The sequence below is a fragment of the Mesorhizobium sp. ORS 3428 genome, assembly GCF_001854785.1.
Classification (GTDB): Bacteria; Pseudomonadota; Alphaproteobacteria; order Rhizobiales; family Rhizobiaceae; genus Mesorhizobium.
This window is the reverse complement of sequence record NZ_MDFL01000124.1, coordinates 42,446-67,439: the sequence shown is the minus strand read 5'-3', so window position 1 is coordinate 67,439 and position 24,994 is coordinate 42,446. Positions and strand designations below refer to the sequence as shown.

The following is a 24,994-nucleotide window of genomic DNA, read 5'->3' as shown; positions in this document are numbered from 1 at the left end:
GGATGCGCTCGGTTTTGCACCGTGGACACAGAGCCTACAATGACATCCCTGTCGCGCCCACCAGCGGCTGAACATCCGCGCTAACCTTTTCATCAGGCGATTGTTCCGCTCGCACTGCGACGCGTTCGCGACCTGTTGTGTGCTTTCCCAATGTTCGGCGCGACCGCCTGGACCGGTCGATAGTTGTCGCCGTTTGGGTTGGAACGTAGGCTCCGGTTTTGAGTTTGGGACCGTCAACCACCATCCCGCCGGATGAGATTAGATCGAAGCTGATCGCCGAAACTTCTGGGCAGAGTACATGTAGACGAGCAGTGCGAGGTACTGAGCGCCATCGGCGACATCGCCGTCGACGACAGCGGCAAGCCAAGCCTGCATATCGATGCAGTGCTTGGGTTGAGTGATGGATCGACCCGCGGCGGCCACCTGCTGGAATCCACCGTGCCGCCCACAATCAAAATCACCATTGTCGAGTCGCCCGGCCATCTGCGCCGCTCGAAGCGCCCCGAACTCGGCATCGCTTTGATCGACCTCAGGCCTGATGGCTTTGTGAGCGGCAAATCGGAACAACTGCCACTCGTTGCAGTTTTTCTCTACGTTCTTCTTTTAAGGAAAAAGGCACATGGAACCCGCCGTCACCGACCATGTGGAAATAAAGAAATACAATCATCCGACCGGGGGATGGGGCTCGCTGAAATCGCTCTTCCGCAATGCACGGGACCAGGGGCTGCTGCTCTCCAGCATATGGAACACGTTGCTGAAGCAGAACAAGGCGGACGGCTACATGTGCGTCTCCTGCTCATGGGCGAAGCCGTCCGATCCACGGCCTTTCGAGTTCTGCGAAAACGGCGCCAAGGCGACGATGTGGGAGCAGACCAGCAGACGTTGCGGACCGTCCTTTTTTGCCGAGCGTAGCCTGACCGAACTCCTGGACTGGCCGGATCACGATCTGGAGAAACAGGGGCGGCTGACGGAGCCGATGCGCTACAACAGCGTCACCGACAAATACGAACCGGTGGCGTGGTCAGATGCGTTCGGCGACATAGGCGCGCAGCTCCGGCGCCTCGACCCGAAATCCGTGGTCTTCTACACGTCCGGGCGCGCCTCGCTGGAGGCGTCGTTCATGTATCAACTGTTCGCCCGCATCTACGGCTCTTCGAACCTGCCGGATTCCTCGAACATGTGTCACGAATCGACTTCGGTCGGCCTGCCGGAATCGATCGGCTCCCCTGTCGGGACGGTGCAATTGGAAGACTTCGCCAAATCCGACATGATGCTCTTCTTTGGCCATAACACCGGCGTCACCGCGCCGCGGCTGTTGCACCCTATCGAGGATGCCCGCCAGCGCGGTGTGCCGGTAATCACCTTCAATCCTCTTCCCGAGCGCGGCCTCGTGAGATTCAAGAATCCGCAGAACCCGGTCGAGATGCTGTCGCCAGGTCCGGGGACGAAGATGTCGAGCGACTTCTTCCAGATCCGCGCGGGCGGCGATATCGCGGCGATGACCGGCATCGCTAAGGCGGTGCTGACGCTCGACGACGCGGCCCGGGAACGGGGCGAAAAACGCGTTCTCGATGTCGAGTTCATCGAAGAGCACACCTCAGGCTTTGCCGAATTCGAGGCCTATCTGCGCGCCACCGATTGGGAAAGTATTGTTCGGCGCTCCGGCATCTCGCAAGCCAATCTCCAGCATGTCGCTGAAATCTACAGCGTGGCAAACGCGGTGATCGGCAACTACGGCATGGGGCTGACCCAGCATCGCCACGGAACCGAGAACGTGCAGATGCTGTGCAACCTTCTGCTCATGYGCGGGAATGTCGGCAAGCCTGGAGCCGGCGTTTCGCCGCTGCGCGGGCACTCCAACGTCCAGGGGCAACGCACGGTCGGCATTTCCGAAAAGCCGGAACTCGTCCCGCTCGACAAGTTCAGCGAGTTCTACGGCTTCGAGCCGCCGCGAGAAAAGGGGCTCGACACGGTCGAGGCCTGCGAGGGCGTGATCGATGGGCGTGTTCACGGTTTCGTCGGGCTCGGCGGCAATTTCGTGCGGGCGGTGCCCGAAACCCGACTGGTCGAGAAGGCCTGGCGGAATCTCGATCTTCATGTCGAGGTCGCCACCAAGCTGAACCGCAGCCATCTCATTCCCGGAAAGGTGACATATCTGCTCCCATGCCTGTCGCGGCTGGAAAAGGACGTCCAGGCCAGCGGGCCGCAATGGCTTTCGATGGAGGACTCGACCGCCTGCATCCACGGCTCGTTCGGATCGCGACCGAAGCCTGGCGAACACGTGCTGTCGGAGCCGAGCATCGTCGCGGAGCTGGCTAAGGCAGCGGTGGCAGGCAAGAGTTCGATCCCATGGGACGATTGGGTAGCGGACTATTCGCGCGTCCGCGACGAAATCGAGCGTTGCTTTCCGGCGCATTTCAAGGACTTCAACAAGCGCTTCCTCACGCCAGGCGGATTCCATCGCGACATCAAGGCGTCGAAACGTGTGTGGCAAACACCGAACAAGAAAGCGAATTTCAAGCTGCCCACCACTTTGGACACGGATCCGGACATTGATGTTTCCGGTAAGGATGTACTGACGCTGATCACGGTTCGATCCAACGATCAGTTCAACACCACGGTCTATGGCTATCGCGACCGGCTGCGCGGGATTATCGGAACGCGAATGATCCTCTTGATGAATGAAGAAGACATAYGACGGATGGGGCTTAGCGAGGGGCAGGAGGTCGATCTCGAGGCGCACRCCGATGATGGGATTGAGCGACGGGTGAAAGGCCTGAGGGTCACGTCCTACTCCATCCCGAGCGGCAACTGCGCGGGCTACTATCCGGAACTCAACCCTCTCGTRCCGCTTTGGCACCGCGCCCATAAGGCGCATGTGCCGGCGGTAAAGTCAGTGCYGGTTCGGATAATCGCATAGTGCTAGCCCAGCTCGGCGAGCGACACAATCGCTGAACTGCTCCGTCCTCTGCTAGGTCCAGGCCGAAAGAACCGTCTCCATCTCAACGGTTTCCACCTGTTGTGCAAAGCGTTGGCGGTAGACGGTCATCAACGCATCGTGCGTCGCGTCCGAGGAACTGCAAAGCGCATCGGTGACTAGCACGACGCGGTAGCCGATGTCGATCGCTCCGAGGACGGTTGCAAGCACGCAGACGTCGGTTTCGCCGCCGGTGACCACGAGCGTGTCGATGCTCCGGGTGGCAAGTGCCGCCTGCAGCCTGCCCTCCGCCCAAGGCGAATAGACATGTTTATCAATCACCTGTGCCGGCGGACAAAATGATGACAGCGGCGGCAGCAACTCGATCATGTCGGGACCGACATTCTCGATGGTCATCGACGCCCAGCGTTCGTAGTACCGCCTCCAAGTGCCGACACCCAGGCCAGGTTTTTCAGCCGGCACGAAGCGCGTGAAGATGGTCTGCTCGGCCTTCCGCTCGACGAGAGTCGCGATTCTGGGAAGGACACGGGTGATCCACGGCGTCGCCCATTCGGAAGGTTCAGCGAACAATCTCTGCATGTCTACGCAAAGATGCGCGCAGCGCTCGCCCAGAGAACCATAGCTCAAGCCGGACGCCGACATCAGGATTCCTGACGGAAATTCATCTTCATTTGACGACGTCGTTGTCGGTCTAAGCGGTCGAGAATCAACTGTGGTGGAGCAACGCCCCGACCTGCAACTCGTTCCTATCGCCGGAAACAACCCCTGTGGTTGAACGTTCAATCGAGATGAAGACTTCCAGAATTTCGGCCCAAACAGCAGCATCGAACAATGGCTTTCCGCTGCCTTTGGATACGCCTCCGATGGAGGCGCGGGCTGCGGATGCGCTGCCCGAAGGTCTCTGGCAGTACGAGCCGAAATGGGATGGATTCCGCTGCCTGGCCTTCAAGGGCAACGAAACCGTCGAGCTTCGCGCCAAATCCGGCGAGCCGCTCGGCCGCTATTTTCCCGAATTGACAACGATGCTGCGCAATCTCGCTCCGAGGCAATTCGTCATAGACGGCGAGATTGTGATCGAGATAGACGGGCGCGCCCGCTTCGACGCGCTGCAGATGCGTCTTCACCCGGCCGAGAGCCGGATCCGCAGGCTGAGCCTGGAGACGCCGGCGCGGTTGATCCTGTTCGATGCACTGGCCGCCCCAGGAAGCGAGATTGTGCTCGAAATGCCCTTGGCCGATCGACGTCGGGTGATCGAGGACATCGTTACCCAGTCAAAAAATGACGCACTGAGGCTCTCGCCGGTCACACTGAGCTTGGCAACCGCCAGACGATGGTTGCGTGGCGCCGGCCAAGGTGCCACCGATGGGGTCGTCGCCAAGGCCTTGGCCGAACCCTACCGGCCGGGCAAGCGCGCGATGATCAAGGCCAAACGGCTGCGCACAGCCGACTGTGTGGTCGGCGGCTTCCGCTACCTGAATGGCCAGCGCCAGGTCGGCTCGCTGCTGCTTGGGCTCTACAACGAGCGCGGCGAGCTCGACCATGTCGGCTTCACCTCGACCATCGCCAATGACGAGCGGGCGGCACTCACCAAAAAACTCGAGCTGTCGCGCGGGGGGCCCGGCTTCACCGGCAAGGCGCCGAGCGGCCCGAGCCGCTGGAGCAAAGAGCGCAGCTCAAAATGGGAGCCGGTGCGGCCAGAAACGGTTGTGGAGGTCCGCTTCGATCATGTGACCGGTGATCGTTTCCGACACGGAACAACATTGGTGCGTTGGCGGCCCGACAAGTCCCCGCGTCAATGCACGTTCGACCAGATCGCATAGATGATGCTGCGCGGCCGGCTGCGACGACGGTCGTCGCTTGCTCGAATCGCCAGAACCACCGATCGCCTGAAGGGCCTTCAACTGAGTGAACCGCGAGCCGAAACTGCTCGCAGCAGGCGGCGGTGGACGTGGGTTCGCAAGACGAAGCGGAAGCGAAGGGAACTCTGCCCGCTGAAGATGACGCGTACCACGAGACGCGGCTTGCCAGGCGAAAAGGGACGCGTTGTCTCGCGCGGCCTTCCAAGGAAAGGTCAGATTAGCAGTTGTCGAACCTGCTCTTCGTCAAGCCGACTTGCGCTTGCGACCCGCGGAGGCGCTGATGCCTTCCTTTGCCAGGCTTTTGCGTAGGACTTCGGCCAGATCGACGACGTTCTCTCGCGGTTTCGGCGCAGCCGCGGGCGGCTTCTTGCCTTTGCGCTTGGCGTCAATCATGGCAATCAGAGCATTCTYGTACGTATCCTCGAATTTCGAAGGGTCGAATTTGGTCGCCTTCTTGTCGATTAGCAGCCCAGCGATTTCGAGGAGGTCGGGGTCGTAGTCCTGGTTCTGCAGACCCTCGAACACCGACACCTCCGAAACCATCTCGTTGTGATCTCGCAATTCGGTGAGAAGCATGCCGTCGCCAAAGGGCTGGACGAGAACTTCCCGCCCACGCTKGTAAAGGACGACACAGGAACGCGCCGCTACCCGTTTATTCTTCATGGCCTCTCGGATAACGCTGAATGCCTCGACTGAAGCCTCGTCAGCCGGAATCAGATAATAGGGCTTTTCGAAATAGCGCGTGTCAATCTCGGCGACCGGCACGAACTCGCCAATTTCAAGCGTGTGTTCGGAGGTCAGTTTCAGTGCCTTGATCTCGTCGGGCTCGATCTGGACGAAATCGTTCGTGTCGGTCTCGAAGCCCTTGACTTGATCCTCGGCATCAACCGGCTCGCCAGTCCCCTCATCGATATATGCGCTTTTCACCGGCAGGCCGTCCCTCCGGTTCAATATCCTGAAATGGATTTTGGAGGCCTCGTTGGTGGCGCCGACGATCTTAACCCCACACGACACCGATCCGATCTTCATGAAACCTTTCCAGATGGCGCGCGGTGCAGTCATCGATCTCACTCCGGCGGGATTCGCTCAGCATGCGCCGGCGGTTCGTCGGTTTCATCAGGATTGGGATGCGGCGCCTGAGTGGGCAAATCATTTGGCTCCGGCTCCCTCACTGGCTCCGGCTTCCAGTTCGGGGATGGCATCAGCATGTCACGATCAGGATCTGGTTGTCTGGGATCTGGCATCGAAAAATCCTTTGTCCGTTTCCAGTCCAACTTATCTCCACCGTCATGGTTCCCGGAGGCTCGGCCGCAGGCAGTGCCTCAGATTTCAAGCAGCGCATAAGGACGGCCCGTTGGCTTGGTCACGTGCTTGGCGACGTTATAGACTCTAGCGCCTCCCGGGGTCTGACCTTCATATGAGCCACGATGGGCATGACCATGAACAACCGCGCTCACCTTGAAACGGTCGATAGTTTCGGCCAGTCTCGACGAGCCCAGGAACGGGAAGATTTCCAGTGGTTCACCTGCCACGGTCTCGGGGATCGGCGCGTAATGGAGAACCACAAGGGTGCGCTTGGCGCGGACTTGCCGCATGGCATTCTCAAGTCGCATAGCTTCGTTCACGCTCTCGGCCACCATCGCCTTGATCGCCGGCTCACCGAACGAGCCCAGCATCCTTGGACCGAACCCACCGATAAATCCCTTCACACCGACAAAGCCGACCTCATTCAGTTCTATTACCTGCCCATCGAGCAGATGGACGCCCGCCTGACGCAGCGTTGCCGCGACTTGCTCGGCAGATCCGGATTCGAAATCATGATTGCCGAGCACGCCAACGACGGGGATTGAGCAGGCGCGGAGATCCTCGGCAAGAAGCTCAGCTTCCGCAGGTTTGCCTAGATTGGTGAGGTCACCCGTTAGGACAAGGACATCGGCTTCTCGYGATACCTCGGCGAAGAGATCGCGGTAGGAGTTCTGGGCATCTTCCTGGACGTGGAGGTCCCCCATTGCTGCGATCTTGATTGTACCATCGCTGTTTGGTCTTGCTGTCTTGGTTCGGTCAGGCATCGCGCTGCTCTCCAACTCCGCTGACGCYGGCAAATCCCCATTCCTTGACGTCGATCTCGTAGTCATTGCGCGACAGCAGATAGCCGCGACAGATCTTCATTTTGGACGGGGGCAGCTGCCGTTGCATCGCAAGCCGCGCGAGCAGGTCATCAAGCAGCCAGTCTGGAACGTGATTGCGCTCACTCGGATAGATCCATCGGAAGTTGAGAAGCTGCATCAGCAGCAGTTCCCAATGAATGTCGAGATAAGAAAGCAGCCTTTGYCAATCGATCTGGTCGTGCGCCTTGAGGATGATGTGGGCGATGTCGGCGCCGTCATGGCGTCCTCTGTCCTGGATGAAGCATTTCGACCAGATCAGCTCCGTCGGGCCGATGATCCTCACCCTGCTGCCCAGCAATTYGATCTGTCGGGCACGCTCCAGCCACTGATCCTCAATCTGCATGGTGCCGTTGGCCGAGGCAAAGATCACGTCGAAGAAGTGCCTGTCCTTGAACACCTTTCCGAGCCATCGGTCATCCTCGATTCCGACCTGATAGCCGATGTCCTTGAAGTGAGTGAGGATCCGCGCACAATCTCCAGCCTTGCAGAAAATATCCAGGTCCTTTGTCTGACGGACAACGCCCGTATAAGCGCTTACGGCGTATGTTCCGGCGACGAGAAAGGGAATGTCGGTAGCGGCGAGTTCACAGATCGCATGCGTGTAGAACGCTTCCGCCTCTGTGCTTCTCAGCGTCGGCTCAGCCTTTGCGTCGATCTCTGGAAGCGATGCCGGAGCGTCCGGCGCCTTATCGTTGGTCATGAACCGTTACTCCGGCTTCGGACCTATCGTCTGCCTAGTTCGATAACAGCTGYCACCCTRYCTCGTTCCGCCGACAGGTGTTTGCGAGAGGAGCACGGCGGCATTTTCCGGCGCGAAAATCAGGACGCTGCACCGCGCGTGTTGCATCTGCAGGACTGCATGAAAGCAAACGCCTAGCGCAATTGCCTGGCTGCCTCACTGGTCCTCTTGCTCGCGGTACAAGTGCTCCGTCGCCCGGTCACTCTCACGCCGTTCGACTAGGCTCCTGCGACGGCGGGTCAATAGGACATAGACCATCGCGAGCAGGAGAATTAGCGGCCCCCCGGCGACGACGAGCAGCCATAGATCGGTGCCCAACATGGCGTCTCCTCTTCGAAGGTGGTTATCCAGCTAGTGCGTCGCTGGTCTTGGGATAACCGGTAACGCAGACAAACGTTCCGCTCTCGGCGGTTGCGGCGCTGCAGTAGGCATGCCTCGCTCAAACCCGATCTCCATGCGCTACCAGGTGGAATCTGTATCGGTTGCGGACGTACTTATTGAAGAACCGACCCTTCGATGGAGCCGCTTTGAACGCCGCGTAAATCTCGGGCTCCACCTCTTCATAGGCGTAATGGTCTCCGCTCGGAACGAACCAAACCGAAAGGACCCTCGTCGACGGATCGTAGCGCGTATTCCGGATGGCATTGGAGGGCATACCTGACCTCCTGCTGACGAAAGATAATCCGCGGCGGATCGCGGGGTTCCACCTATGCCGGAGCGGTTGCGAGGGAGCTTGCACGAATGGCGGCGCACACTATTGCAGCCTATGCCATCGACGAAATCCAGAACCGCGACGCCAGCCAGGCAGGGMGATCTTTTCGGAACACCAGATAGCTTCCCGAAAGGATTCCGCTACCGGCCGGAGATGATCACGCGCGAGGAAGAAACCGAGTTGGTCCGCCACATCGAGGACCTACCGTTCAAGCCATTCGACTTTCATGGCCATCTTGCCAACAGGCAGGTCGTCGGCTTCGGCCGGCGTTACGAGTATGATCGCCGCGAGGTTGTGGAAGCGGCGCCTATTCCCGATTTCCTGCTGCCGCTCCGCGACAAGGTCGCCATCTTCGCGGAGCGGTTCGCTGCTGAATTCGCGCAAGTACTGGTCAACGAATACCGGCCGGGCGCCGGCATAGGCTGGCATCGGGATAAACCGCAATTTGAGCTCGTCGCAGGCGTGTCGCTGCTGGCGCCGTGCAACTTCCGGCTACGCCGCAGGAACGGTGGGGCCTGGGATCGGGAAACTATCGAGGTCGAGCCGAGGTCCGCCTATCTGATGGCCGGCCCGGCGCGCAATGAATGGGAGCACAGCATTCCACCGGTCAACCGGCACCGCTACTCCGTCACCTTTCGGACCTTGAGGTCCAATCTGTGAGTGCTTGCCCCCTTACGAGGCTGGAGCGGCTGCCGTCACCCGCCACACGGTGTTGCCGACGTCGTCGGCAATCAACAGCGCGCCCGATTTGTCCACCGCGACGCCGACCGGCCGTCCCCTCGCTTCRCCCTTGTCGTTGAGAAAGCCGGTGACGACGTCTTGCGCCATGCCGTTCGGGCGGCCACCGCTGAACGGCACGAACACGACCTTGTAGCCGTTGAAGCGGTTGCGGTTCCAGCTGCCATGCTCGCCGACGAAGGCGCCGCCATGATAGTTCTGGGGCAGGCTGGTGGCGGTGTAGAAGGCAAGCCCGAGCGGCGCGACATGAGAGCTCAGCGCGTAATCCGGCGGGATCGCCTTCGCGACCATGTCCGGCCGYTGTGGCATGACCCGCGGATCGACATGCTGGCTGTAAGGCCAGCCGTAGAAGGCGCCGTCCTTCACCGATGTCATGTAATCGGGCACCAGGTTCGCTCCGAGTTCGTCGCGCTCGTTGACGACGGTCCAGAGCGCCTTGCTCTCAGGCTCGAACGACAGACCGTTGGGATTGCGCAATCCGCTGGCGAAGATGCGCCAGCGGCCGGTCGCGCGATCGACCTCCCAGATCGCCGCACGGTCCTTTTCGGCCTGGATGCCGTTCTCGGTGATGTTGCTGTTCGAGCCGACACCGACGTAAAGCAGCGATCCGTCGGGGCTCGCGACCAGGCTCTTCGTCCAGTGGTGGTCGATCGGGCCGCCGGGCAGCAGCGTCAGCACCGTGCCTGGAGCGGTGATCTTGGTTTCACCCGGCTGATATGGATAGCGCACGATCGCGTCCGTATTGGCGACGTAGAAGTCGTTGCCGACCAGCGCCACGCCGAAGGGCGAGTTGAGATGATCAAGGAAGACGCCCTGATATTCGGGCTTGCCGTCGCCCGTTGGTGTCGCGCAGCAGGGTGATGCGGTTGCTCGGGCCTGTGTCGCCGCCCGAAGTGACCCAGGACTCGACCAAGTCCATGATAATGTCCTTCGGCCGCTTGATCGATGCCCCCTTCGGCGCCGTGGACTCCACGACAAGAATATCGCCGTTGGGCAGAACATAGAGTGAGCGGGGATGCTGCAGACCCTTCGCCAGCGCCTGGATCTGCAGGCCCTGCGCGACCGCAGGTTTTTCGTCATTCCTCCAGCCGACCACCGACGCGAGGTGCATGGGCGGGAAGAGATACTGGTTTATCTCCGRCAATTTAGGGTTCGGACCGATCTGGTCGCCGGGGCTGATGTCGTCATTGTCGCTGCAGCTTGAAGCCCCATGGCAACTGCGAACAACAAAGCCGCCGTCGTCCATTTGAAATGTCCATCAGATCGTCTCATCGGCCACTCCTACGTGACGGCGGATAGACCAGCCCCCARCCGAGCCAGCCCGTGAAGATCAGGATCACCACGACCAGCGCCGACAAGATCAGTCCTGTCGGCACGACCGAAGTCCAGGCGTCGYGCGTGTGGACGAGCATGTTGAAGAAGGCGAGCACGAGCGCGAGCAGATTGCCGGCCATGTGCAGCCAAGCGGTCGGTTGCTCGCGTATCTGGCGTCCGCCGACGAAATCTGTGAGGCCGACGATGGCCGCGAGGATCCCGACGATGACGCCGACGGTGACCAGCCATGCAGAGAAGTCGRCTCACATCATTTCCGCAGCCCGCCAATAGGCTATGTCAGTCAGTAAGGTGCCGAAAAAACAGGCTATCGGCACCGTGACCAGCATGGGATGAATAGGGTGTCCGGCTAAACTTGCCGTTGATCTTGGATTTGCCATGCCGAAGCTCCTTTCCGCGATCTGTCGGGTATCCAGAGATCGAACAAGGCAATCAGGCGGGACGTTCCGACCAAAACCTGCCGGGTCACCAAATGGTGAACTCGGCGACCAACATGGTGCCCAGCGTTCGACTGCGAATTGGCGCCTGTCGAGCATTTGCCTTTTGGYAGCGGAGCGGTCTTTGCGCTTGTTCGGCGCCCGATTTGTTCGCCCCACTATTCGGATCTTTCGTTGTCAGGCGCAGTTCGTTCGTTCCGTTTCGTCCTCAGCGCATCGCCAAGGTCGTCTTTGTCGGGATCCCGCAAATTTTCGCCGGCGGCATCGCGATCCTCATCCGGATTGTCCTCCGCGGGGAGATAGCCCCGCGGTCGATTTTCGGGTGGCCCTTCCCAGCGCGGCTTCTGGTCGGTGGTRCCTGGCGCGCCTTTGCGTGAGTTAGTCATAGGCGTTCTCCTTCAGTTGCGCCGTCGATGCTGTGTCTCTTCGCCGGCGTCGGTATCTTCACCAACCCGCAATAGGAAAGACCGTTCCGTCCAACGGCATAGGACGAGCAAGAATCTCTGAGACCGCCTCCGCGCGTTCGAGACCGCATGCCGGAGTAGATGCAATGGCAGGAACTTCCGGTTATTGCCGGCTCACAGCTGCTCCCCAAGTTCGCGTACCAGCCGKTTTCGTTCTCGGGACGAGACTATTTGGTGAGTCTCCACGGTCTTGGATCGCAAATGCGCCTTACCGCTGGTGCGGATGATCTCAAACAGTCGGGACGCTCCTATCAGTGCATCTTCAGAACCATACATGGCAACGATCGTTATTTCGAACTGATGGATGCTTGAATTCGATCCTTGAAAGGTCTTGTCGCCCGCCTTTTTCACGAAAGGYGTAGTCGAGGATGCTGTCGAAACTTCCCATGTCGATGAGCTTTCCGGGACCACGTGGTCCCTGGCGTGTCATATGCCGCCAGTCGGAGGGTCGCTTGGAGTTCCGCAGATCTTCCGCATCTGAGATGAATACACGATGATGGCCGAGCGGCGTTCCCAGATCGACGATGACGCTTTGAATAAAGACTGCACCTTCGCTCATATTGGTGACGAAGCATCGCGCGGAGAGCTCGCGTCCTTCTCCCCAATTGATCAAGAGCTTTGGCGTTCGTCGACGCCGATGGCTCCGCCAAAAGACGTGCAGATAGACTGACCAGATCACCAGCATGCCTATACTGGCAAAAGCAGAGATTAGGGTCGCCTTGTGCACCAACCACGGGAGCATCGGTCGTCTCGTACAGTGCCGTCGAATAGCACGTGGCCAGTTTTGTTCCACGCCGACAGGCCGGCCGCTTCGCCGACCTTTCTCCAGTTATTTAGGCCTGACGATCAGCTGACGCTCAGGCTCACGGCAGAGCGACCCGAACGGCGACCGTGCAACGGATAGAAGCAGCACCGGATGGCACTTCAATTAGCGAGTCTCGTAGGTGCCCACGAACTCGGTCGTGTCGATCACATGCTGTCGCGCGTGATCAAGTATGTTGGCAATGCGAGCCTTCTCCCCACAATTCAGCGTCTCGGTATCGAGCGCCGAGAGACGGAAGTGATATTGGTGCACACCATGTTCCTTCGGCGGCTGCGGCCCGTCATCCCTCGCATGGCAGGCCGCCGCCATGTGTCAGCTAGCTGAGAACAACGACTATTTTGTAGGTACTCGGATCGACAATGACGATCCGGCCGTCGGCGAGCACGAAATATTCATAGCCTTCGTAGGCCGGAACAATCTTGACAATCCTTGCCGGCAGACGACGCAGATGGACCTTCTGTCGCGGAACCTCCACACCGACCGAGATGTCGAAATCGACGTTGGAAACAGGCTCGACGTTGCTTTCCTTGATGACGTCGATGATCTGGGTTTTCTGTTCGACCGTCACATTGCTGATCGAGCCGGTCGTTTGGTTTTCTTGCGTCGAGGTTTTGCCCTGCGCCTGTTCGTTGGTCTGCCCATTCGTGCTACCCTGGGCCTGGTTATTCATTGTGCCGGTCGTGCCTTGGGTCGCCTGGCCGGTTGTCGTGCCGGTTTTACCCTGGGCCTGCTCATTGGTCTGCGTTTGGCTCTTGCTCTGGGCTTGATTGGTCGTCCCACCCTGGGTTTGCTCGCCGGTATTCGAACCCTGTTTGCAATTCTTCATTCCGGCCGCACAGTTGGCGCTTGGCTTTCCCTGAGCCTRCTGTTCGCTGCTCGTGCCCGAAGTGCCCTGAGCCTGTTGGTCAGTGGTGCYGACGGTCTTGCCTTGGGCCTGCTCGTTGGATTGGGATTTTGTGCTGCCTTGAGTTTGCTGTTCGGTAGTAGTGCCGGCTTTGCCTTGCGTCTGCTCGCCACTAGTCGAGCCCTTTTTGCAGTTGGTCATTCCGGCGGTGCAGTTGGTGCCGGATTGGGTGTCGGTTGGCTGCTGTGATTGAGCGAGCGCGGTTCCGCAACTGACGCCAAGGGCCAACATACTTGTTATCAAGACGCGTTTCATGGGTGATCTCCTCGGACAAAGTGCGTCCCCTCGCTGGGTAAAACCTCAGCTAAAAAGAATTGTTCCGAAGGAGGTTCGGTCGAAAAATGCCTTCAATGGGAGCAGGTGCCTTAATCCAACTGGCTGCGATTGGAACAAAGCCGTGGGACGGCTGTTCGGCCCCAGTTCATCGAGCAAAGGAGCTTGAGACCATGAACCCGCGGGCACTTCTTGCACCATTGGTAATCGCTGCGGCGTCACCCGCCTTTCCAGCCGCCGCCGCGGACAATGCGCAGACCTTCGTCAACAAAGCAGCCGTCGGCGGGATGTTCGAGGTGGATTCGAGCAGGCTTGCGCAGGACAGAGCCAAGGAGCAGCAGGTCAAGGAATTCGCCGGGAAGATGATYGCCGATCATGGCGCGGCGAATGAGAAGCTCAAGAAGATCGCCAACGAGCAGAAACTGGGAGTGCCGACCGAGCTCGACGCCGCACATCAGAACGAGCTGGATGAACTGCGGAATACTCTGCCTGGATTTGACCAGCCGTATATCGAGATGCAGCGCAGCGCTCATCGCGATGCCGTTGACCTCTTCCAGTCTTACRCAAACGGCGGCGACAACCCCAGCCTGAAGACATTTGCTGCGGAAACCCTGCCGACACTGAAGATGCACCGAGCCATGATCGCGAAGATCGCGGCCGCCAACGCGAGCATGCCGGCGGTCAAGTCGGCTTCGACACCTAAACCGCCCGCCCCGGTTCCGGGTGCCAACAKCTTTACCGAAGCGCAGGCGAAGAACCGTCTTCAGAACGCCGGGTATAGCGACATCTCTTCACTGACTAAGGATCCCCAGGGCATCTGGCGCGGCCAGGCGAAAAAGGACGGAAAAAGCATCTCCGTTGCCCTCGATTATCAAGGCAACATCTTTGCCGGCCAATAGCAATCCAGCAGGAGTCATCAACATGCAAACGATCACAGCGCTTTTTGACGATTATGACGATGCCGCCGATGCTGTGGGCGAACTGGAGTCCATGGGCGTGCCGACAACCGATCTCAGCATTATCGCCAGCAATGCCGACGGCCGGCATTCTGTCGCGGCGGAGAATGCGGCTAGCGGCGCCAGCCTTGGGGCCCTCGTGGGCGGCGCCGGGGGCTTGGCGACTGGTCTTGGAGCCATTGCGATTCCCGGCGTCGGACCGGTCGTTGCTACTGGCTGGCTGRCAGCGACCGCCGCAGGCGTAGCCGCCGGCGCAGTTGTGGGTRGCGCAGCCGGCGGCATTATCGGGGCACTGACTGACGGCGGCGTGCCGGAGAACGACGCCCATGTCTATGCGGAGGGTATTCGTCGGGGCGGCACGCTTGTTACCGCCCGCGTCGCGGACGATCTGGTTCAACCAGCTCGGGATATCCTGCATTCCGCTGGATCCGTGGACGTCGGCGACCGGCGAAACGAATACCAAGCAGGCGGCTGGAGCGGTTTCGATCCGGCGGCTGACGATCCCCGAACTGAGAACTTCGATCGCGGCATCGCACGCCGGAACCGATGACCCCCGCATCTGTCCGGAAAGATCGATCGCCAGCGCAGCGAATGAGGGCTCCAGCATGAAACGAGTTCTGTTGCCGCCGATACTGACCCTTGGGATCCTACTGGCGCTTGTCTATGTAGGGAAAGGTTGGCCGACGCCGCTGAAGCGAACGCTCGAGCAGAACCAGGGCGGAAAGCACCCCAGGACTCGTCTCCGGCTGCCGGCATGAAAAAGAACCCGCAAGCTAGCAACAAATGAAGGGGGGAAACAGTGAATTTGCCTGACCAGATATGCAGTCGCTCAGCCACGTTCGACAAATTTGTTGAAACGGCTGGGCAAACCTTCCGCGGTTATGTCCTGGTGCAGAAAAGCTAGATTGTTGTCATCCAGTATCGTGAAGAACTGATCCCACTCGATGGGCTCCAGATCCTCTGCTTGTTCGCCGAAGTCGACGCACAACACCGCAGTTCGGCCTTGAGCCCGCACCAATGCAGGCCTGCCGTCGCGGGCCTCTATCCATGCCCGGATCACCTCGTGGTTAGTGGTCTTCGATGCGTCGCTCATTATGAGCCTCTCCGGCGATCATTCCTGCTACTTTGCCCATCCGCCATTGACTATAATCCGCATCCAGCTCGCTCGTTCCCGCAAGCTCGTCGGGACGGCGTTGTTCAGCATGAATTCACTCTTGACCCTTGCAATTAGGCGTAGGTTCGTTTGTCGTCCGTACCGATGGAGGCACGCGAATTCTTGGAAGCGGCCATCATGCTTTCGCAGCGTCCAGGCAAGCCAAAATGCTGCCGCGCGATGTGGCGGACCGGCCCACTGGCAATTCTCGCAAAGGTCGTGGCTGACCATTGCTCACGGCTCAAGATTGCGCGAGTGGATGACCGCGAACGATAGGGATCAAAGCGGGGCATGCGGGACCTGGATCGGCTATCGGCAGAGCTTGAAACCAGGACGGGCGAGTCCGGCTTCACCAAGTAGTCAGCCCGCAAATCTGATAGCGTATCAACCTCATTATTCAGTGCCGCTCAAGTGAGCCATTTCCTGCCGCCACACGATGAATCCGGCGTTTGAAATGAAAGGCCCGTTGCCGGATTTGACAACGGGCCAGTCGGGGCCTGAGTGGGACCCAGATCGCAGGAGGGAAAACGATCGGGCTCAGAACCGGGAAGCTGACGAAAAGTTCCGGCAAGAACCGAAGAGTTTCGCAACGCGGTCCTTAGGGACGGCTAACGCATTTGACCGCCGTCTTGGATGGAAGGAACCAACAGCCGTCCTGCCGGTTCGGAGAGGCATTCAGCGGAGCCCTCATCATGTCAGATGCAGCGGAAATCCTTGTCGACAGCTTGATTGCCTGGAACGTCGGGGTCGTGTTCGGCCTGCCTGGCGACGGCATCAAGTCATGGAGGCGCTGCGAAAAAACCAGGACAAAATTTCCTTAGAGACGAAGTGAATATCGGCCAACTCTGCGGCCAGCAGTTCGGGGACGATGTAGCCCTTATCGGCTTCGGCACGCATGCGGCACCGTCGCCGCCGCCAAGGGTTGGGGTGGCGAGATGGAGCGGCTCTGCCGTGACTCCGGCGCCCCTCATTTTCTGCTCGATCTTGGAGCCGACGAAATCCTTCGTGACCGACCGAACGTCGGCTCGAACGCTTCATCGGCGTGATCTATCGCCCGGAAGCGGAGCTGCACAGCCGCTATGCCGACGTCTCGCTGGCGCGGCAATTCGATGCCTTCGTCTGCTTCGATGAAACAACCGCGGTGCCGGAGCATACGGCCGATAAGGTCCCGGAAACCTTCCCCTTCGGCGTGAAGAGACGGCCCGTCTCGATCGATATCAAGCTGACGGGAACCTTCGGTGCACCTCACGGTTCGTCCAGCATACACTCAGCGAGGAAGGCTATGACAGGAAATCAACACCCAAAGTCGAAAAAGCCCAGCGACGCCGACATTGGTAGCGACCCCGGCATTGGAAGGTCCAAGGGCAGCTACAAGGAAGGCGACCAGCTGGACCAGGGTGACAACACCGTCGAAGGCGATGTCGAGAATAACACCACCGACGCCGGCGGGATCAATCCCAGGCAGAAGGTGCGAACGAACAAGTGATGATGCCCGGCCGGGCACCACTTGTTGCAAATCAGGAAGAGCGGCAGCTGCTGCGTGACGATCTGAAGCYAGAACTATGTTCCATCGCCGCGAGCAGTCCTCAAGCGGATACCAGGATCGCCGACGTCCTTAGGCGCCCTTTTTACGCTTGGAGTGCTTGGCCGCCGACGGACCCGCTCCGGAACTCTCTTCTCCGGGCGGACCGGAGCCACGTTGGCCCGGAGGGTTATGGCCTTCGGACTGATGTGTCTTGTCTTCAACTTCGCCTTTTTTGCGGGTGAGCCCAAATCGGGCGTGAGGCTTTTCATTGTCGGCCGCAGCCTGTGAAAACTGGTCTGAAGGATCCGGATCGGTATTGGCCGGGTACTTCCTGGCGCCGGTCTCGCGGTGGTTCTCTTCTTTGCCCACGACTTTCTCCGGTTGATCTTGAGGATAACAGGACCATGGAATGAGCGTTCCCGAGCTCACGCAATCGGGCCGGCCGCTTCCAGCGATCTCCAGTGGAACTACCTGTTGCCCAATTGGGCGAGCAAGCGGCGGGAAGGGCGCGAGCAGGCGGCAGCGATGGACAGGGAAGAACGCGTYAGACGCCGCACCCACGAATCTGGGAGCGGCAAGGGCGGCCGGAAGGGCGGAATCGGAAACATTGGATCAGGCGCTCCAGGAGATCGAATCCAAAGGGCCGAGGCCGAGCGCGGTCCGGTTGCGCCCGATCCGACGTTCGGCGGGGCCTCGGACCCGAACACGAACAAGCCGGGCCGCTGACAGCCGCGCTGCGGAAGGACTGCTGATGTCTCGGATTACGCCGTTGGTTGCGATCGCGATAAGAATACTTGTGCTGATCGCCGTCTGGATCTGGGTCGGCAGAGAGCCACGACATTCCCTCGGCCAGCAGCCTCCGCCCCACGCCATGAACGAGAACGGGTGAGGCGAGCCTGAACGCGGCCTGCCGCGTTCTCAGCGCGCGGCCGTCYCCCCAGCCTTGCTTTGCCGGGCCTTGGGAGGCACGAGCCGGCCGGAATTGGCTCGCAGGCCCCTGAGGAGTTCCTCCAAATAGGGCAGCAGCTCGAAAAGCAGGATCACGCTCATGACAATTGCGATGTAGGCCACGGGCAGTTGCTGGCTTTTCCAGGCGAGGTCGAAGCGGGCGTTTTCAGTCCCTGCCCCAAACAGAGCCTGGAACTGGTCCCAATGCAACGTAACGACGCTGACAAGCCCCATCAGTGGGATCATCTCAAGGAAGCTGTGCACATGCTGTTCGATCGGGCTCACGGTGCGCGCGGTGGTCGCATAGCGCACGTCCCATATGGCGGTAGCTTCATGGATAAGAAAGACGATCATCATAGCGGCGATGACCAGCGAATTGATCTCCAGGAACATCGCCGCGAGCAGCGGAATCCCGACTTCGACAAACATCAGCAGGTGGATCAGCGATTCCTTTGCCCCAGTCGTGGATTCGATGTGTGTCGCGCGATGGCAGAGCCAGTCGGCAAATCCGGCRATCAGCCAGATAGGCAGGACGAAATACATCAGGATCAGCACCATCGGATCGTTCAGCATTGAGCAACGCTCCGACCCTGAGCCGTTTGCACTCTTCCGTTCCTGGCGAGTTTCTCACGCGGCGCCACTTCGCGGATCRAGTACCGCCGGCGCCCAACGCAACGGCGCGGTGAATGACTGATATGCTCAATGCACAAAGCGGCTTCTCAGCCAGGCAAGGAAGCGATTGCCGGTGATGATCCTGCGCACGCGTCCAGCAGCCCAACCGGCTTGCATAGTTGCGCCCGTGTGGCAACTGCAGACGATTTCGTGGAGTTCCCAATCCGAAAGTTGGAAGAAGCGTTTCGCCTCCCCATAAGTGTCGGATTGCAGCCCCGCAGCACGCAGCAGCGGATCCTCGAACGCAACCGTGAGAGGAGATCCCGGCGCCCGCGCTTGTTCGCGCATATTGGGATAGAGATACTCAGTACCGTTGAGCGCGGAGAGACAGCGCGATGGATTTCGTTCGAGCAGTTCCGCCCACCTCTTTATCTTTTGGATCCTCGTCGCGACCGGCGCCACCGGATTGACATCCGCGACTGATCGCAATTGATCGAATGTGTGATGTTTCATTGCTGAGCTCCTGTCCATCCTGGTCTGACCGGCCTTTCCTGGCGAAAATCGGCAGGGCCGCGTCGGAGGACAGCGTGGACCGATCAGCGTTGCCCACCGATCTTCGGCAAGCGCCGATCAGTGGCGTCTGCACCGATGAACTGGCAGCCGTCTCCAATGTTCCCGAAGAACCGGAATAATGTTGCATCCAAGAGTTCTCGATAGCAGACCGGCACAGTCTGCAGACGATGCGCCGCGAGCCAGGAAGGCAGTTTCCGGAGAATAGAGTTTCGCGTCCGCTACGTGCAGCGAGATTCCCGATCATCTGATTTGCAAGCTTCACCAGATCCAGGATCGCAGCCGGCTTGGTCATGTAGGGCGCGCATCGTGAAAGGCAGGGGCCTGGAACGCAGCGTCGTAGCCCGAATGAATTATGAAGGGCACATTCATCGTCTTGACGTAGCCGGCAGCGACACCGCGCTGCCCGTCCAGCAGTTGGATGGATAATTGCTGGATCCGGCACGTTGTCGGGTAACCACCTCTCGGCCCGCACTGTCGGAAGATACGCAGGCTACTTTGAACCCACTTGACGCAGTCCGTTCGCCACATCGGAAGCGATCAGATATTCGTCTTCCACGATCAGCGCCTTCATGTTTGGCCTCCTTAGCCTTTGCCTTCCCTGGCCTAACAAGATGTCGGCTCGCCCATCGAAGATGGCAAACCACCTTGCCGGTCGCTCCGCGAATGACCTGGAGACCGGCTTTTCGTCGCTTGTCTAACTCTTCCGTCGGAGCGTAGGGCTTTGCCGGGCAGGAAGACGAACCACCCCCTTTTGCGGCGCTCCGCCAACATTGCCGACCGGGTTAGGGCCGGCCTGGATCTCTGTGCCCTTGCACTGACGGAGTACGACCACTCCAGAAGCGGCAAAAGCCATACGTGCTCTGAGTAGGTTGGCAAGTTTTGGGTGCAGCCCGTCGCCTCTCGGCGCTGCGAGATTATCCAGGGCCAGAAACGGATGCATTGCGTATCCTTCTTTGTCTGAGCAGCCTGCGGTCCTCATTCCGCTGCCGCTTTTTCCCGTCTCGCCTCATCGAAATCGACCGAGACCACTATCTTGCCGCTACCGTCCAGKACCCGAACTGCCGAGCCCTCTTGCCCGCTTTCATTTGCCGTGCCGTCAACAAGCTCGACCCGCTGAACGCAGCGCCTCCTCATGCACGGACTTCAGGTTCGCAAGTTTCACGCCCTGAAGCTGCCGTATCTCGTCGCCGTCACGATATTCGAACGCGAAGAGACCCTCCGCTTGGCCGGTGCGGCAGGCCGGTCGGGCTCGCGATTGGCCTCTGGCCCGGGCCGCTATTCCGTGGCCTCGAAAACCGCACACTGCAATCTTTTCTCCGCTTTCGCCGAGAAATTCGACCACMACCACGCCTTCCGGCTTGGAAAGTATTCGGGTTTCGAGAACCTGCATCGGTGCCTCATTATCTCCAGGCAATGAAGATAAAAGCTGGGCCAATTGGAAAGGTTCCTGCTGCTCCGAAGATCGCCGCCGGCAGTGACCGGCATGCACGCAGCGGTGCTCATGCATGGCAGCGTTGCCATGGTTTGGAACCGGTGGGGCGGACAGATGTTTGGTTGCGAAGGAGCTGTCCGATGGCCTCAAAGAGCAAGCGAACACCTGCCGAGGATCGAGGCGAAATCCAGTCAGGCATGACGCAGGACAAGACGCCCGGTTTCGATCCGGCAGCCRCGGCCCAGGAAACTGATTCCGAGGCAGGAGATTCGGCGAGTCCGGCCCAGCCCGCACCTCGGCATCGACCAGGCTTTTCCAATCAGGCGACTTTCGCCAACGCCATGCGGCGCCCCGAGAACGCGCCCGGCCTTCAGCCGAGCAGGAAGGGACCGGTGCTGGCGATTGCGGCGCTCGTGCTTGTAGCTGCCGTCGCTTTTCTGCTTGCTGTCCTGTTCGCTTAACGTCTGCGCGGCGGCCCATCAGAAAAAAGTAGCGTTCAAATCTGAAACATCCGTCCTTCCGAACAGTTTTGGTACCTAGGGAGTGACTTACGATGCCAATATTGAAAAGGCTTCTTTGTCGTCTATGGTCGCGGAAGACCAAGCCGGCAACTGATCCGCCTCCGGTCGATGCGATCATCCGGCTGCTGCGCGAAATCAAGGACCAGGAATTGCATGGCTACAAAGGGTGAAATTGGCCCTGCTCCTCCTACGGTTCGGAACAGCAGCCTGTCGCGCAACGGCTGTCGCTCCGACGGTGAATAACGCTGGATCACCCTTGACCGCATGGAAGATCGACGAGAATAAACATGAGCCGACTGCCGCGGCGCGAGAGAGATTGGAAGCAGAGCGACTGATGCGTCAGACAAACACGGCTCGACTGTGCGAACGGCGCCAGCCGCAACACCGGCGATCAAGACTACCCTCCGCCGCTCAAGCCTGAGCCGCCGCCGAAGAAAACGAACCGTCGGTTAGCTTCCGCTTACGGCTGCCGCACTCTGGTAAGCTGCGGCAAAGGATCAGCCCGACCTTGTCGTCTTGCCGAGATGCATTGGCGTAGCCTGTTGACGTGCCTGTCTCGTCACCTCGTCAGCCCCGCTGGTGTCCTGATCGTCGGATTCCCTCAGCGTCTTCGTCGCTTCGGTCAAAGTGGCACGATCATTGCCGTGCTCTTCAATGAGTCGCTTCATTTGCTCGATGGTGACCCCGTTCTGACGCGCGAAATGCTCGATCTCATGATCCTCCACGACAGTGGGCGGGTCCCGGTGTTTGCCTGTGCTGTTCGGCACTTCGAATCCTCCTCGAACGGTATCGACGAAGTGCAACGCCTTCCAGCGCTATTCGTTGCCTCGGCCTGTCGCTAAAGGCACACGCCGCATCGCCCGACGCGGAGGCAGCTCCTATGCCAACTTGCGCCCGGAGGCACGCGTCTTCGTCTTTCTTCGTTTCGGGGCTCGTCTTGACGTTGGCRACGTGGATTGCTTTCCAGCCTCCGCGTTCAGGCTCTTCTTCAGCGCATCGAACAAATTGACCACATTGGATGGCTTGGGTTGTGYCTTGGTTTTTGGCGCCTTCCTGCCAGTCTGCTTAGTGCGAACCAGTCCCAGCAGCGCCTCCTGGTATCGATCCCGGAACTCGGTCGAATCGAACTTACGCTTCTGTTTGTCGATGAGAGTTTCGGCGAGTTCGATCGTCTTGCCATCCGGCTTGCCCGACTTAATGCCGGCAAAGACGTGGTCGGACCCGCGCACCGTGTCGCCGTAGCGCAAAGTGGTGAGCATCATACCCTTGCCGTGCGGCTCGATGACCACAGGGCGCTCCCTTTGATACAGCACGATACGGGCAAGGCCGGCCATCTTCTTTTCAGCCAGCGCATCGCGGATCACAGTAAAGGCTTCTTGCGACACCTTGTCCGCCGGCGTCACGTAGTAAGGTGTGTCGAGATAGATCTGCTCGATCGAAGATTTATCAACGAAGCCGTCGAGATCGAGCGTATGGGACGACTCGATCTGCACGGCCTCGATGTCTTCATCTTCGATAAAAATGAATTCGTCCTTGCCGACTTCGTAGCCCCTGACCTCGTCGTCTTCGTCCAGCGGCTTGCCGCTTCTGGCGTCGATATAGACGCGCCGGACCCTGTTGCCGGTCTTGCGGTTGAGAACGTGGAAGGAAACCTTCTCAGCATGGGTCACTACGTTGGTCAATTCGACGGCACAGGTGACCAGTGACAGCTTGAGATAGCCGCTCCAGGCAGGCCGCGGCGCCATAGCAATCTCCTTGGCGACAAGAATATAGCCGCAACGGACAACGCGCCGCTTCGTTCCGATGTCGGGAAGCCGGCGCATAGTGTCGGCTTTCGGCTGGCCGCAAACCAACGCTAGAGAATGTCATTCTTCCAACAGATGTCCTAAAGACCTGAGAGGCCGCAGCCGATCGGAAACGATTTTCAGGATGGCCAGCAGCGGGAATGCCAAAAGCGCTCCAGGCGCTCCCCACATCCAAAACCAGAATATCAACGACAATACGACAAGCGCGGGATTCAACGTGAAGCGGCGCGCGAGCAGGAAGGGAGTAAGCGTCTCACCCTCGACAAGGTGGATCAGAAAGTAGAGGACCGGCGCTAGTAATGCCCACCATAAACTGTCAAACGAGAGCAGCCCGACTAGCATAAATATCCCGACTCCCAGCAATGGTCCCAAAAATGGGRTGAAGTTTAGCAAGAACGCCATTGTGCCCCATAGCAATACGTCTTGAAACCCGCACGCATACATCACTCCGGCGGTCGCAAGTCCCACTCCGGCATTCATAATGGTTATCGTCAGCAGATAGACGGAAATGTCACTTTCGATTTCTTGGACTATCTCAACGGCCTGCCGCTTGTCGGCGAAAGTCGGGAGTATCTCGACAATGCGCCGAAGAAAGGTGTCTCCCGACAGCAACAGAAAATAAAGGACAAGGACTGTCGTGATTAGTCCATCCAGAACGGCCTTTGTGCCGGCAAACAGCGCTCCGGCAACACCGAGATCGCTGCGTACTGCCACCGTCGTGCGCCCTTGCGGGGGTGCGYTTGCGATTTCCTCCGCAACTTCGAGGGCACCCTGCAATTTGTGCATGGGGCCGCTCAGYACCATCAAATGCTCTTCCAGCCTCGGTATGCCTTGCGGCAGCTTTTGAGCCCATGTCGTTGCTGGCGCGGACAGGGCGGCCACCAAGCCGACCAAGAGTCCGACCAAGAGGATGATCGGCAAGATTGCTCCCAAAGCCCTGGGCACAAAGAAGYGTTCCAACAGACTGACAGCGGGTTGCAGGAGCAACTTGAGGAACWCAGCAAGCACGAGCGGAAGTACTATGGCACTCGCCGCAAAGGAGGCGGCGAGGATTGCTAAGACGAAGAGACCGCCAGTGAAGAACGTCACCCCGCCCAATCGTGTTGCTCGGCATCTCTCGCCAGATTGCGAAATCGGCTCAACCGCCTCTGCAGGAGCCGGCGGTGATTGTTCGAGCTCGAAGCGTCCGTTTTGCATTGAAGTCTCATTGCCTGTTTATTGAACYGRCAAACGACGCTGACGTTCCCTCCGGAATACAGAACAGTGAGCTCCGGCTGGCAAATGACGCCGGATGAGGTCGGCAGCCGCCGGATTGAGCCGAAAAGATGTGATCGAGTTTTAATAGCACTAGAAAAGGAAACTCTCATTCTTCGGTCGCCGGACCTTCCGTTCCAGCCGCGGGCTTTTCAAATATGTGCTCGTGGATGATGCCTAGAATTTGCAGCCTCACGGTCTCGCGTGCCTCCGGCTCGACGAATGGCATGAGTAGGTCAACCGTTTCTTTGACCCGGTCCGGCAGATCAGCGCTGGGATCGGTTAACCGACTCCCATGATCATAGATGTTTTCTGTGAGCTTCTTATCCAGATCCGAAAAAGTGCCCATAGTAGCGCTCCGACTAACGCCAACGGCCGGATCCTAAAAATGGTTCCGTCCTGGAGCGCTTGTTTCTGCCCGACATTTCAAAGAGTTGGACAGAATGTCCCCACCCAGTATCGACGATGCTGCTGAGACGATGCTGCTGGTTGGAGTCGCGTAGATCGAGGCCGGCCTGAGGTCAGCCCTACTTGGTGCGCTCGATGAATTTATTGAATCGGCTCTTTCCGCCGCTCTCAACTTCGTCCTGATGGAGGAATGCGAGGTCGTTCTCCTCGAATATCCGGAAGAACTCGTCCCACCCGATCGACTCGAGCGACTCCTCGGGCTCCCCGAAATCGACGCGCAGGATGCCGCCCTCGCCTTGTGTGCGAACCGCGGCGGGACGCCCGCCCCTTTCCTCAATCCATTTGCGTATCTCGTCATGATTGGTGGTCGTCTTAGCCTCGGACATGACTTTCCCTTTCTCGCGTGGAACCAATGCGGTT

Annotated in this window: 26 protein-coding genes and 3 pseudogenes; 7 read left to right on the top strand and 22 right to left on the bottom strand. The window is 59.3% G+C overall.

Annotated features, from left to right (window positions below; all coding sequences use genetic code 11):
- Positions 1–291 precede the first annotated feature (291 nt).
- Together ORS3428_RS34010 and ORS3428_RS18540 are read left to right on the top strand one after the other, a co-directional pair.
- A pseudogene (locus ORS3428_RS34010) lies at positions 292–531 on the top strand (PCC domain-containing protein); the annotation flags it as partial.
- A gap of 88 nt (positions 532–619) precedes the next feature.
- The gene (locus ORS3428_RS18540) at positions 620–2,920 is read left to right on the top strand and encodes an FdhF/YdeP family oxidoreductase (protein ID WP_071099745.1); all 2,301 of its coding nucleotides are present in this window, start codon (positions 620–622) and stop codon (positions 2,918–2,920) included.
- A gap of 51 nt (positions 2,921–2,971) precedes the next feature.
- Here ORS3428_RS18540 and ORS3428_RS18535 read toward each other — a convergent pair whose 3' ends face one another.
- On the bottom strand, positions 2,972–3,580 hold the full coding sequence (locus tag ORS3428_RS18535; RefSeq protein WP_071099744.1) for a cysteine hydrolase family protein: 609 nt from the start codon (positions 3,578–3,580) through the stop codon (positions 2,972–2,974).
- A gap of 146 nt (positions 3,581–3,726) precedes the next feature.
- Between ORS3428_RS18535 and ORS3428_RS18530 the strand changes: the two genes are divergently transcribed.
- Complete coding sequence (locus ORS3428_RS18530) at positions 3,727–4,758, top strand: ATP-dependent DNA ligase (protein WP_071099743.1); 1,032 nt, start codon at positions 3,727–3,729, stop codon at positions 4,756–4,758.
- A gap of 282 nt (positions 4,759–5,040) precedes the next feature.
- Here ORS3428_RS18530 and ku (ORS3428_RS18525) read toward each other — a convergent pair whose 3' ends face one another.
- From ku (ORS3428_RS18525) to ORS3428_RS18510, 4 genes are all read right to left on the bottom strand, one after another.
- A complete protein-coding gene (gene ku, locus ORS3428_RS18525) occupies positions 5,041–5,859 on the bottom strand; it encodes a non-homologous end joining protein Ku (protein ID WP_071099742.1) in 819 nt (272 codons plus the stop codon).
- Between the two features lie 260 nt (positions 5,860–6,119).
- The gene (locus ORS3428_RS18520) at positions 6,120–6,866 is read right to left on the bottom strand and encodes a metallophosphoesterase family protein (protein ID WP_071099741.1); all 747 of its coding nucleotides are present in this window, start codon (positions 6,864–6,866) and stop codon (positions 6,120–6,122) included.
- A complete protein-coding gene (locus ORS3428_RS18515) occupies positions 6,859–7,665 on the bottom strand; it encodes a nucleotidyltransferase (RefSeq protein ID WP_071099740.1) in 807 nt (268 codons plus the stop codon). The genes ORS3428_RS18520 and ORS3428_RS18515 overlap by 8 nt, the downstream gene beginning before the upstream one ends.
- A gap of 478 nt (positions 7,666–8,143) precedes the next feature.
- Positions 8,144–8,359, bottom strand: a complete 216-nt coding sequence (locus tag ORS3428_RS18510) for a KTSC domain-containing protein (RefSeq protein WP_071099739.1) — start codon at positions 8,357–8,359, stop codon at positions 8,144–8,146.
- 210 nt (positions 8,360–8,569) lie between these two features.
- Here ORS3428_RS18510 and ORS3428_RS18505 point away from each other — a divergent pair, with 210 nt between their 5' ends.
- Entirely contained in the window at positions 8,570–9,076 is a 507-nt protein-coding gene (locus ORS3428_RS18505; protein ID WP_338011940.1) for an alpha-ketoglutarate-dependent dioxygenase AlkB, read from the top strand.
- 12 nt (positions 9,077–9,088) lie between these two features.
- Here ORS3428_RS18505 and ORS3428_RS18500 read toward each other — a convergent pair.
- From ORS3428_RS18500 to ORS3428_RS18475, 6 genes and pseudogenes are all read right to left on the bottom strand, one after another.
- Positions 9,089–10,400: pseudogene (locus ORS3428_RS18500) on the bottom strand (PQQ-dependent sugar dehydrogenase).
- Between the two features lie 12 nt (positions 10,401–10,412).
- Positions 10,413–10,866 (bottom strand): annotated as a pseudogene (locus tag ORS3428_RS18495) (DUF2231 domain-containing protein).
- 215 nt (positions 10,867–11,081) lie between these two features.
- On the bottom strand, positions 11,082–11,309 hold the full coding sequence (locus tag ORS3428_RS34005) for a hypothetical protein (protein ID WP_083355201.1): 228 nt from the start codon (positions 11,307–11,309) through the stop codon (positions 11,082–11,084).
- Between the two features lie 340 nt (positions 11,310–11,649).
- Positions 11,650–12,129, bottom strand: a complete 480-nt coding sequence (locus ORS3428_RS33080; protein WP_131802918.1) for a hypothetical protein — start codon at positions 12,127–12,129, stop codon at positions 11,650–11,652.
- A 186-nt stretch (positions 12,130–12,315) separates the two neighbouring features.
- The gene (locus ORS3428_RS34440; RefSeq protein ID WP_071099735.1) at positions 12,316–12,519 is read right to left on the bottom strand and encodes a hypothetical protein; all 204 of its coding nucleotides are present in this window, start codon (positions 12,517–12,519) and stop codon (positions 12,316–12,318) included.
- A 7-nt stretch (positions 12,520–12,526) separates the two neighbouring features.
- Positions 12,527–13,369 (bottom strand): DUF1236 domain-containing protein, encoded by an 843-nt coding sequence (locus tag ORS3428_RS18475; RefSeq protein ID WP_071099734.1) that lies wholly within the window; start codon positions 13,367–13,369, stop codon positions 12,527–12,529.
- A 191-nt stretch (positions 13,370–13,560) separates the two neighbouring features.
- Here ORS3428_RS18475 and ORS3428_RS18470 point away from each other — a divergent pair, with 191 nt between their 5' ends.
- Together ORS3428_RS18470 and ORS3428_RS18465 are read left to right on the top strand one after the other, a co-directional pair.
- Positions 13,561–14,286, top strand: a complete 726-nt coding sequence (locus ORS3428_RS18470; protein ID WP_071099733.1) for a DUF4142 domain-containing protein — start codon at positions 13,561–13,563, stop codon at positions 14,284–14,286.
- 22 nt (positions 14,287–14,308) lie between these two features.
- Entirely contained in the window at positions 14,309–14,893 is a 585-nt protein-coding gene (locus ORS3428_RS18465) for a general stress protein (protein ID WP_071099732.1), read from the top strand.
- A 279-nt stretch (positions 14,894–15,172) separates the two neighbouring features.
- Here ORS3428_RS18465 and ORS3428_RS18460 read toward each other — a convergent pair whose 3' ends face one another.
- Together ORS3428_RS18460 and ORS3428_RS34435 are read right to left on the bottom strand one after the other, a co-directional pair.
- Positions 15,173–15,436, bottom strand: coding sequence for a hypothetical protein (locus ORS3428_RS18460; protein WP_071099731.1), 264 nt, complete (start codon positions 15,434–15,436; stop codon positions 15,173–15,175).
- Between the two features lie 834 nt (positions 15,437–16,270).
- A complete protein-coding gene (locus ORS3428_RS34435; RefSeq protein ID WP_443136862.1) occupies positions 16,271–16,393 on the bottom strand; it encodes a hypothetical protein in 123 nt (40 codons plus the stop codon).
- A gap of 385 nt (positions 16,394–16,778) precedes the next feature.
- On the opposite strand from ORS3428_RS34435, the gene ORS3428_RS18455 reads away from it, so the two are divergent.
- Entirely contained in the window at positions 16,779–16,982 is a 204-nt protein-coding gene (locus ORS3428_RS18455; protein WP_071099761.1) for a hypothetical protein, read from the top strand.
- A gap of 129 nt (positions 16,983–17,111) precedes the next feature.
- Here the strand turns inward: ORS3428_RS18455 and ORS3428_RS31615 are convergent, their stop codons facing one another.
- The 9 genes from ORS3428_RS31615 to ORS3428_RS18405 all read right to left on the bottom strand — a co-directional run bounded on the left by ORS3428_RS31615 (position 17,112) and on the right by ORS3428_RS18405 (position 24,960).
- Entirely contained in the window at positions 17,112–17,390 is a 279-nt protein-coding gene (locus ORS3428_RS31615; RefSeq protein ID WP_083355200.1) for a hypothetical protein, read from the bottom strand.
- A 549-nt stretch (positions 17,391–17,939) separates the two neighbouring features.
- Positions 17,940–18,542, bottom strand: a complete 603-nt coding sequence (locus ORS3428_RS18445; RefSeq protein WP_071099729.1) for a diguanylate cyclase — start codon at positions 18,540–18,542, stop codon at positions 17,940–17,942.
- Positions 18,543–18,668: 126 nt separating this feature from the next.
- Positions 18,669–19,094, bottom strand: coding sequence for a hypothetical protein (locus ORS3428_RS18440; RefSeq protein WP_071099760.1), 426 nt, complete (start codon positions 19,092–19,094; stop codon positions 18,669–18,671).
- 1,156 nt (positions 19,095–20,250) lie between these two features.
- Positions 20,251–20,544, bottom strand: a complete 294-nt coding sequence (locus tag ORS3428_RS33075) for a hypothetical protein (protein WP_131802917.1) — start codon at positions 20,542–20,544, stop codon at positions 20,251–20,253.
- A gap of 1,060 nt (positions 20,545–21,604) precedes the next feature.
- Positions 21,605–21,874, bottom strand: coding sequence for a DUF3606 domain-containing protein (locus ORS3428_RS18425; RefSeq protein WP_071099726.1), 270 nt, complete (start codon positions 21,872–21,874; stop codon positions 21,605–21,607).
- A 111-nt stretch (positions 21,875–21,985) separates the two neighbouring features.
- On the bottom strand, positions 21,986–22,852 hold the full coding sequence (gene ku / locus ORS3428_RS18420; RefSeq protein WP_071099759.1) for a non-homologous end joining protein Ku: 867 nt from the start codon (positions 22,850–22,852) through the stop codon (positions 21,986–21,988).
- A gap of 120 nt (positions 22,853–22,972) precedes the next feature.
- Positions 22,973–24,109, bottom strand: coding sequence for an AI-2E family transporter (locus ORS3428_RS18415; RefSeq protein ID WP_083355198.1), 1,137 nt, complete (start codon positions 24,107–24,109; stop codon positions 22,973–22,975).
- A 166-nt stretch (positions 24,110–24,275) separates the two neighbouring features.
- A complete protein-coding gene (locus ORS3428_RS18410; RefSeq protein WP_071099725.1) occupies positions 24,276–24,515 on the bottom strand; it encodes a hypothetical protein in 240 nt (79 codons plus the stop codon).
- A 178-nt stretch (positions 24,516–24,693) separates the two neighbouring features.
- Positions 24,694–24,960 (bottom strand): hypothetical protein, encoded by a 267-nt coding sequence (locus tag ORS3428_RS18405; RefSeq protein ID WP_071099724.1) that lies wholly within the window; start codon positions 24,958–24,960, stop codon positions 24,694–24,696.
- Positions 24,961–24,994: the final 34 nt, after the last annotated feature.

Coding starts and splice junctions, on each gene's coding strand:
- ORS3428_RS18410 (WP_071099725.1), bottom strand. CDS start 24,515: ATGGGCACTTTTTCGGATCTGGATAAGAAGCTCACAGAAAACATCTAT.
- ORS3428_RS18460 (WP_071099731.1), bottom strand. CDS start 15,436: ATGAGCGACGCATCGAAGACCACTAACCACGAGGTGATCCGGGCATGG.
- ORS3428_RS18405 (WP_071099724.1), bottom strand. CDS start 24,960: ATGTCCGAGGCTAAGACGACCACCAATCATGACGAGATACGCAAATGG.
- ORS3428_RS18440 (WP_071099760.1), bottom strand. CDS start 19,094: ATGAAACATCACACATTCGATCAATTGCGATCAGTCGCGGATGTCAAT.
- ORS3428_RS34440 (WP_071099735.1), bottom strand. CDS start 12,519: ATGGCGGCGGCCTGCCATGCGAGGGATGACGGGCCGCAGCCGCCGAAG.
- ORS3428_RS18530 (WP_071099743.1), top strand. CDS start 3,727: ATGAAGACTTCCAGAATTTCGGCCCAAACAGCAGCATCGAACAATGGC.
- ORS3428_RS18535 (WP_071099744.1), bottom strand. CDS start 3,580: ATGTCGGCGTCCGGCTTGAGCTATGGTTCTCTGGGCGAGCGCTGCGCG.
- ORS3428_RS18505 (WP_338011940.1), top strand. CDS start 8,570: ATGATCACGCGCGAGGAAGAAACCGAGTTGGTCCGCCACATCGAGGAC.
- ORS3428_RS18455 (WP_071099761.1), top strand. CDS start 16,779: ATGACAGGAAATCAACACCCAAAGTCGAAAAAGCCCAGCGACGCCGAC.
- ORS3428_RS34435 (WP_443136862.1), bottom strand. CDS start 16,393: ATGCGTGCCGAAGCCGATAAGGGCTACATCGTCCCCGAACTGCTGGCC.
- ORS3428_RS18510 (WP_071099739.1), bottom strand. CDS start 8,359: ATGCCCTCCAATGCCATCCGGAATACGCGCTACGATCCGTCGACGAGG.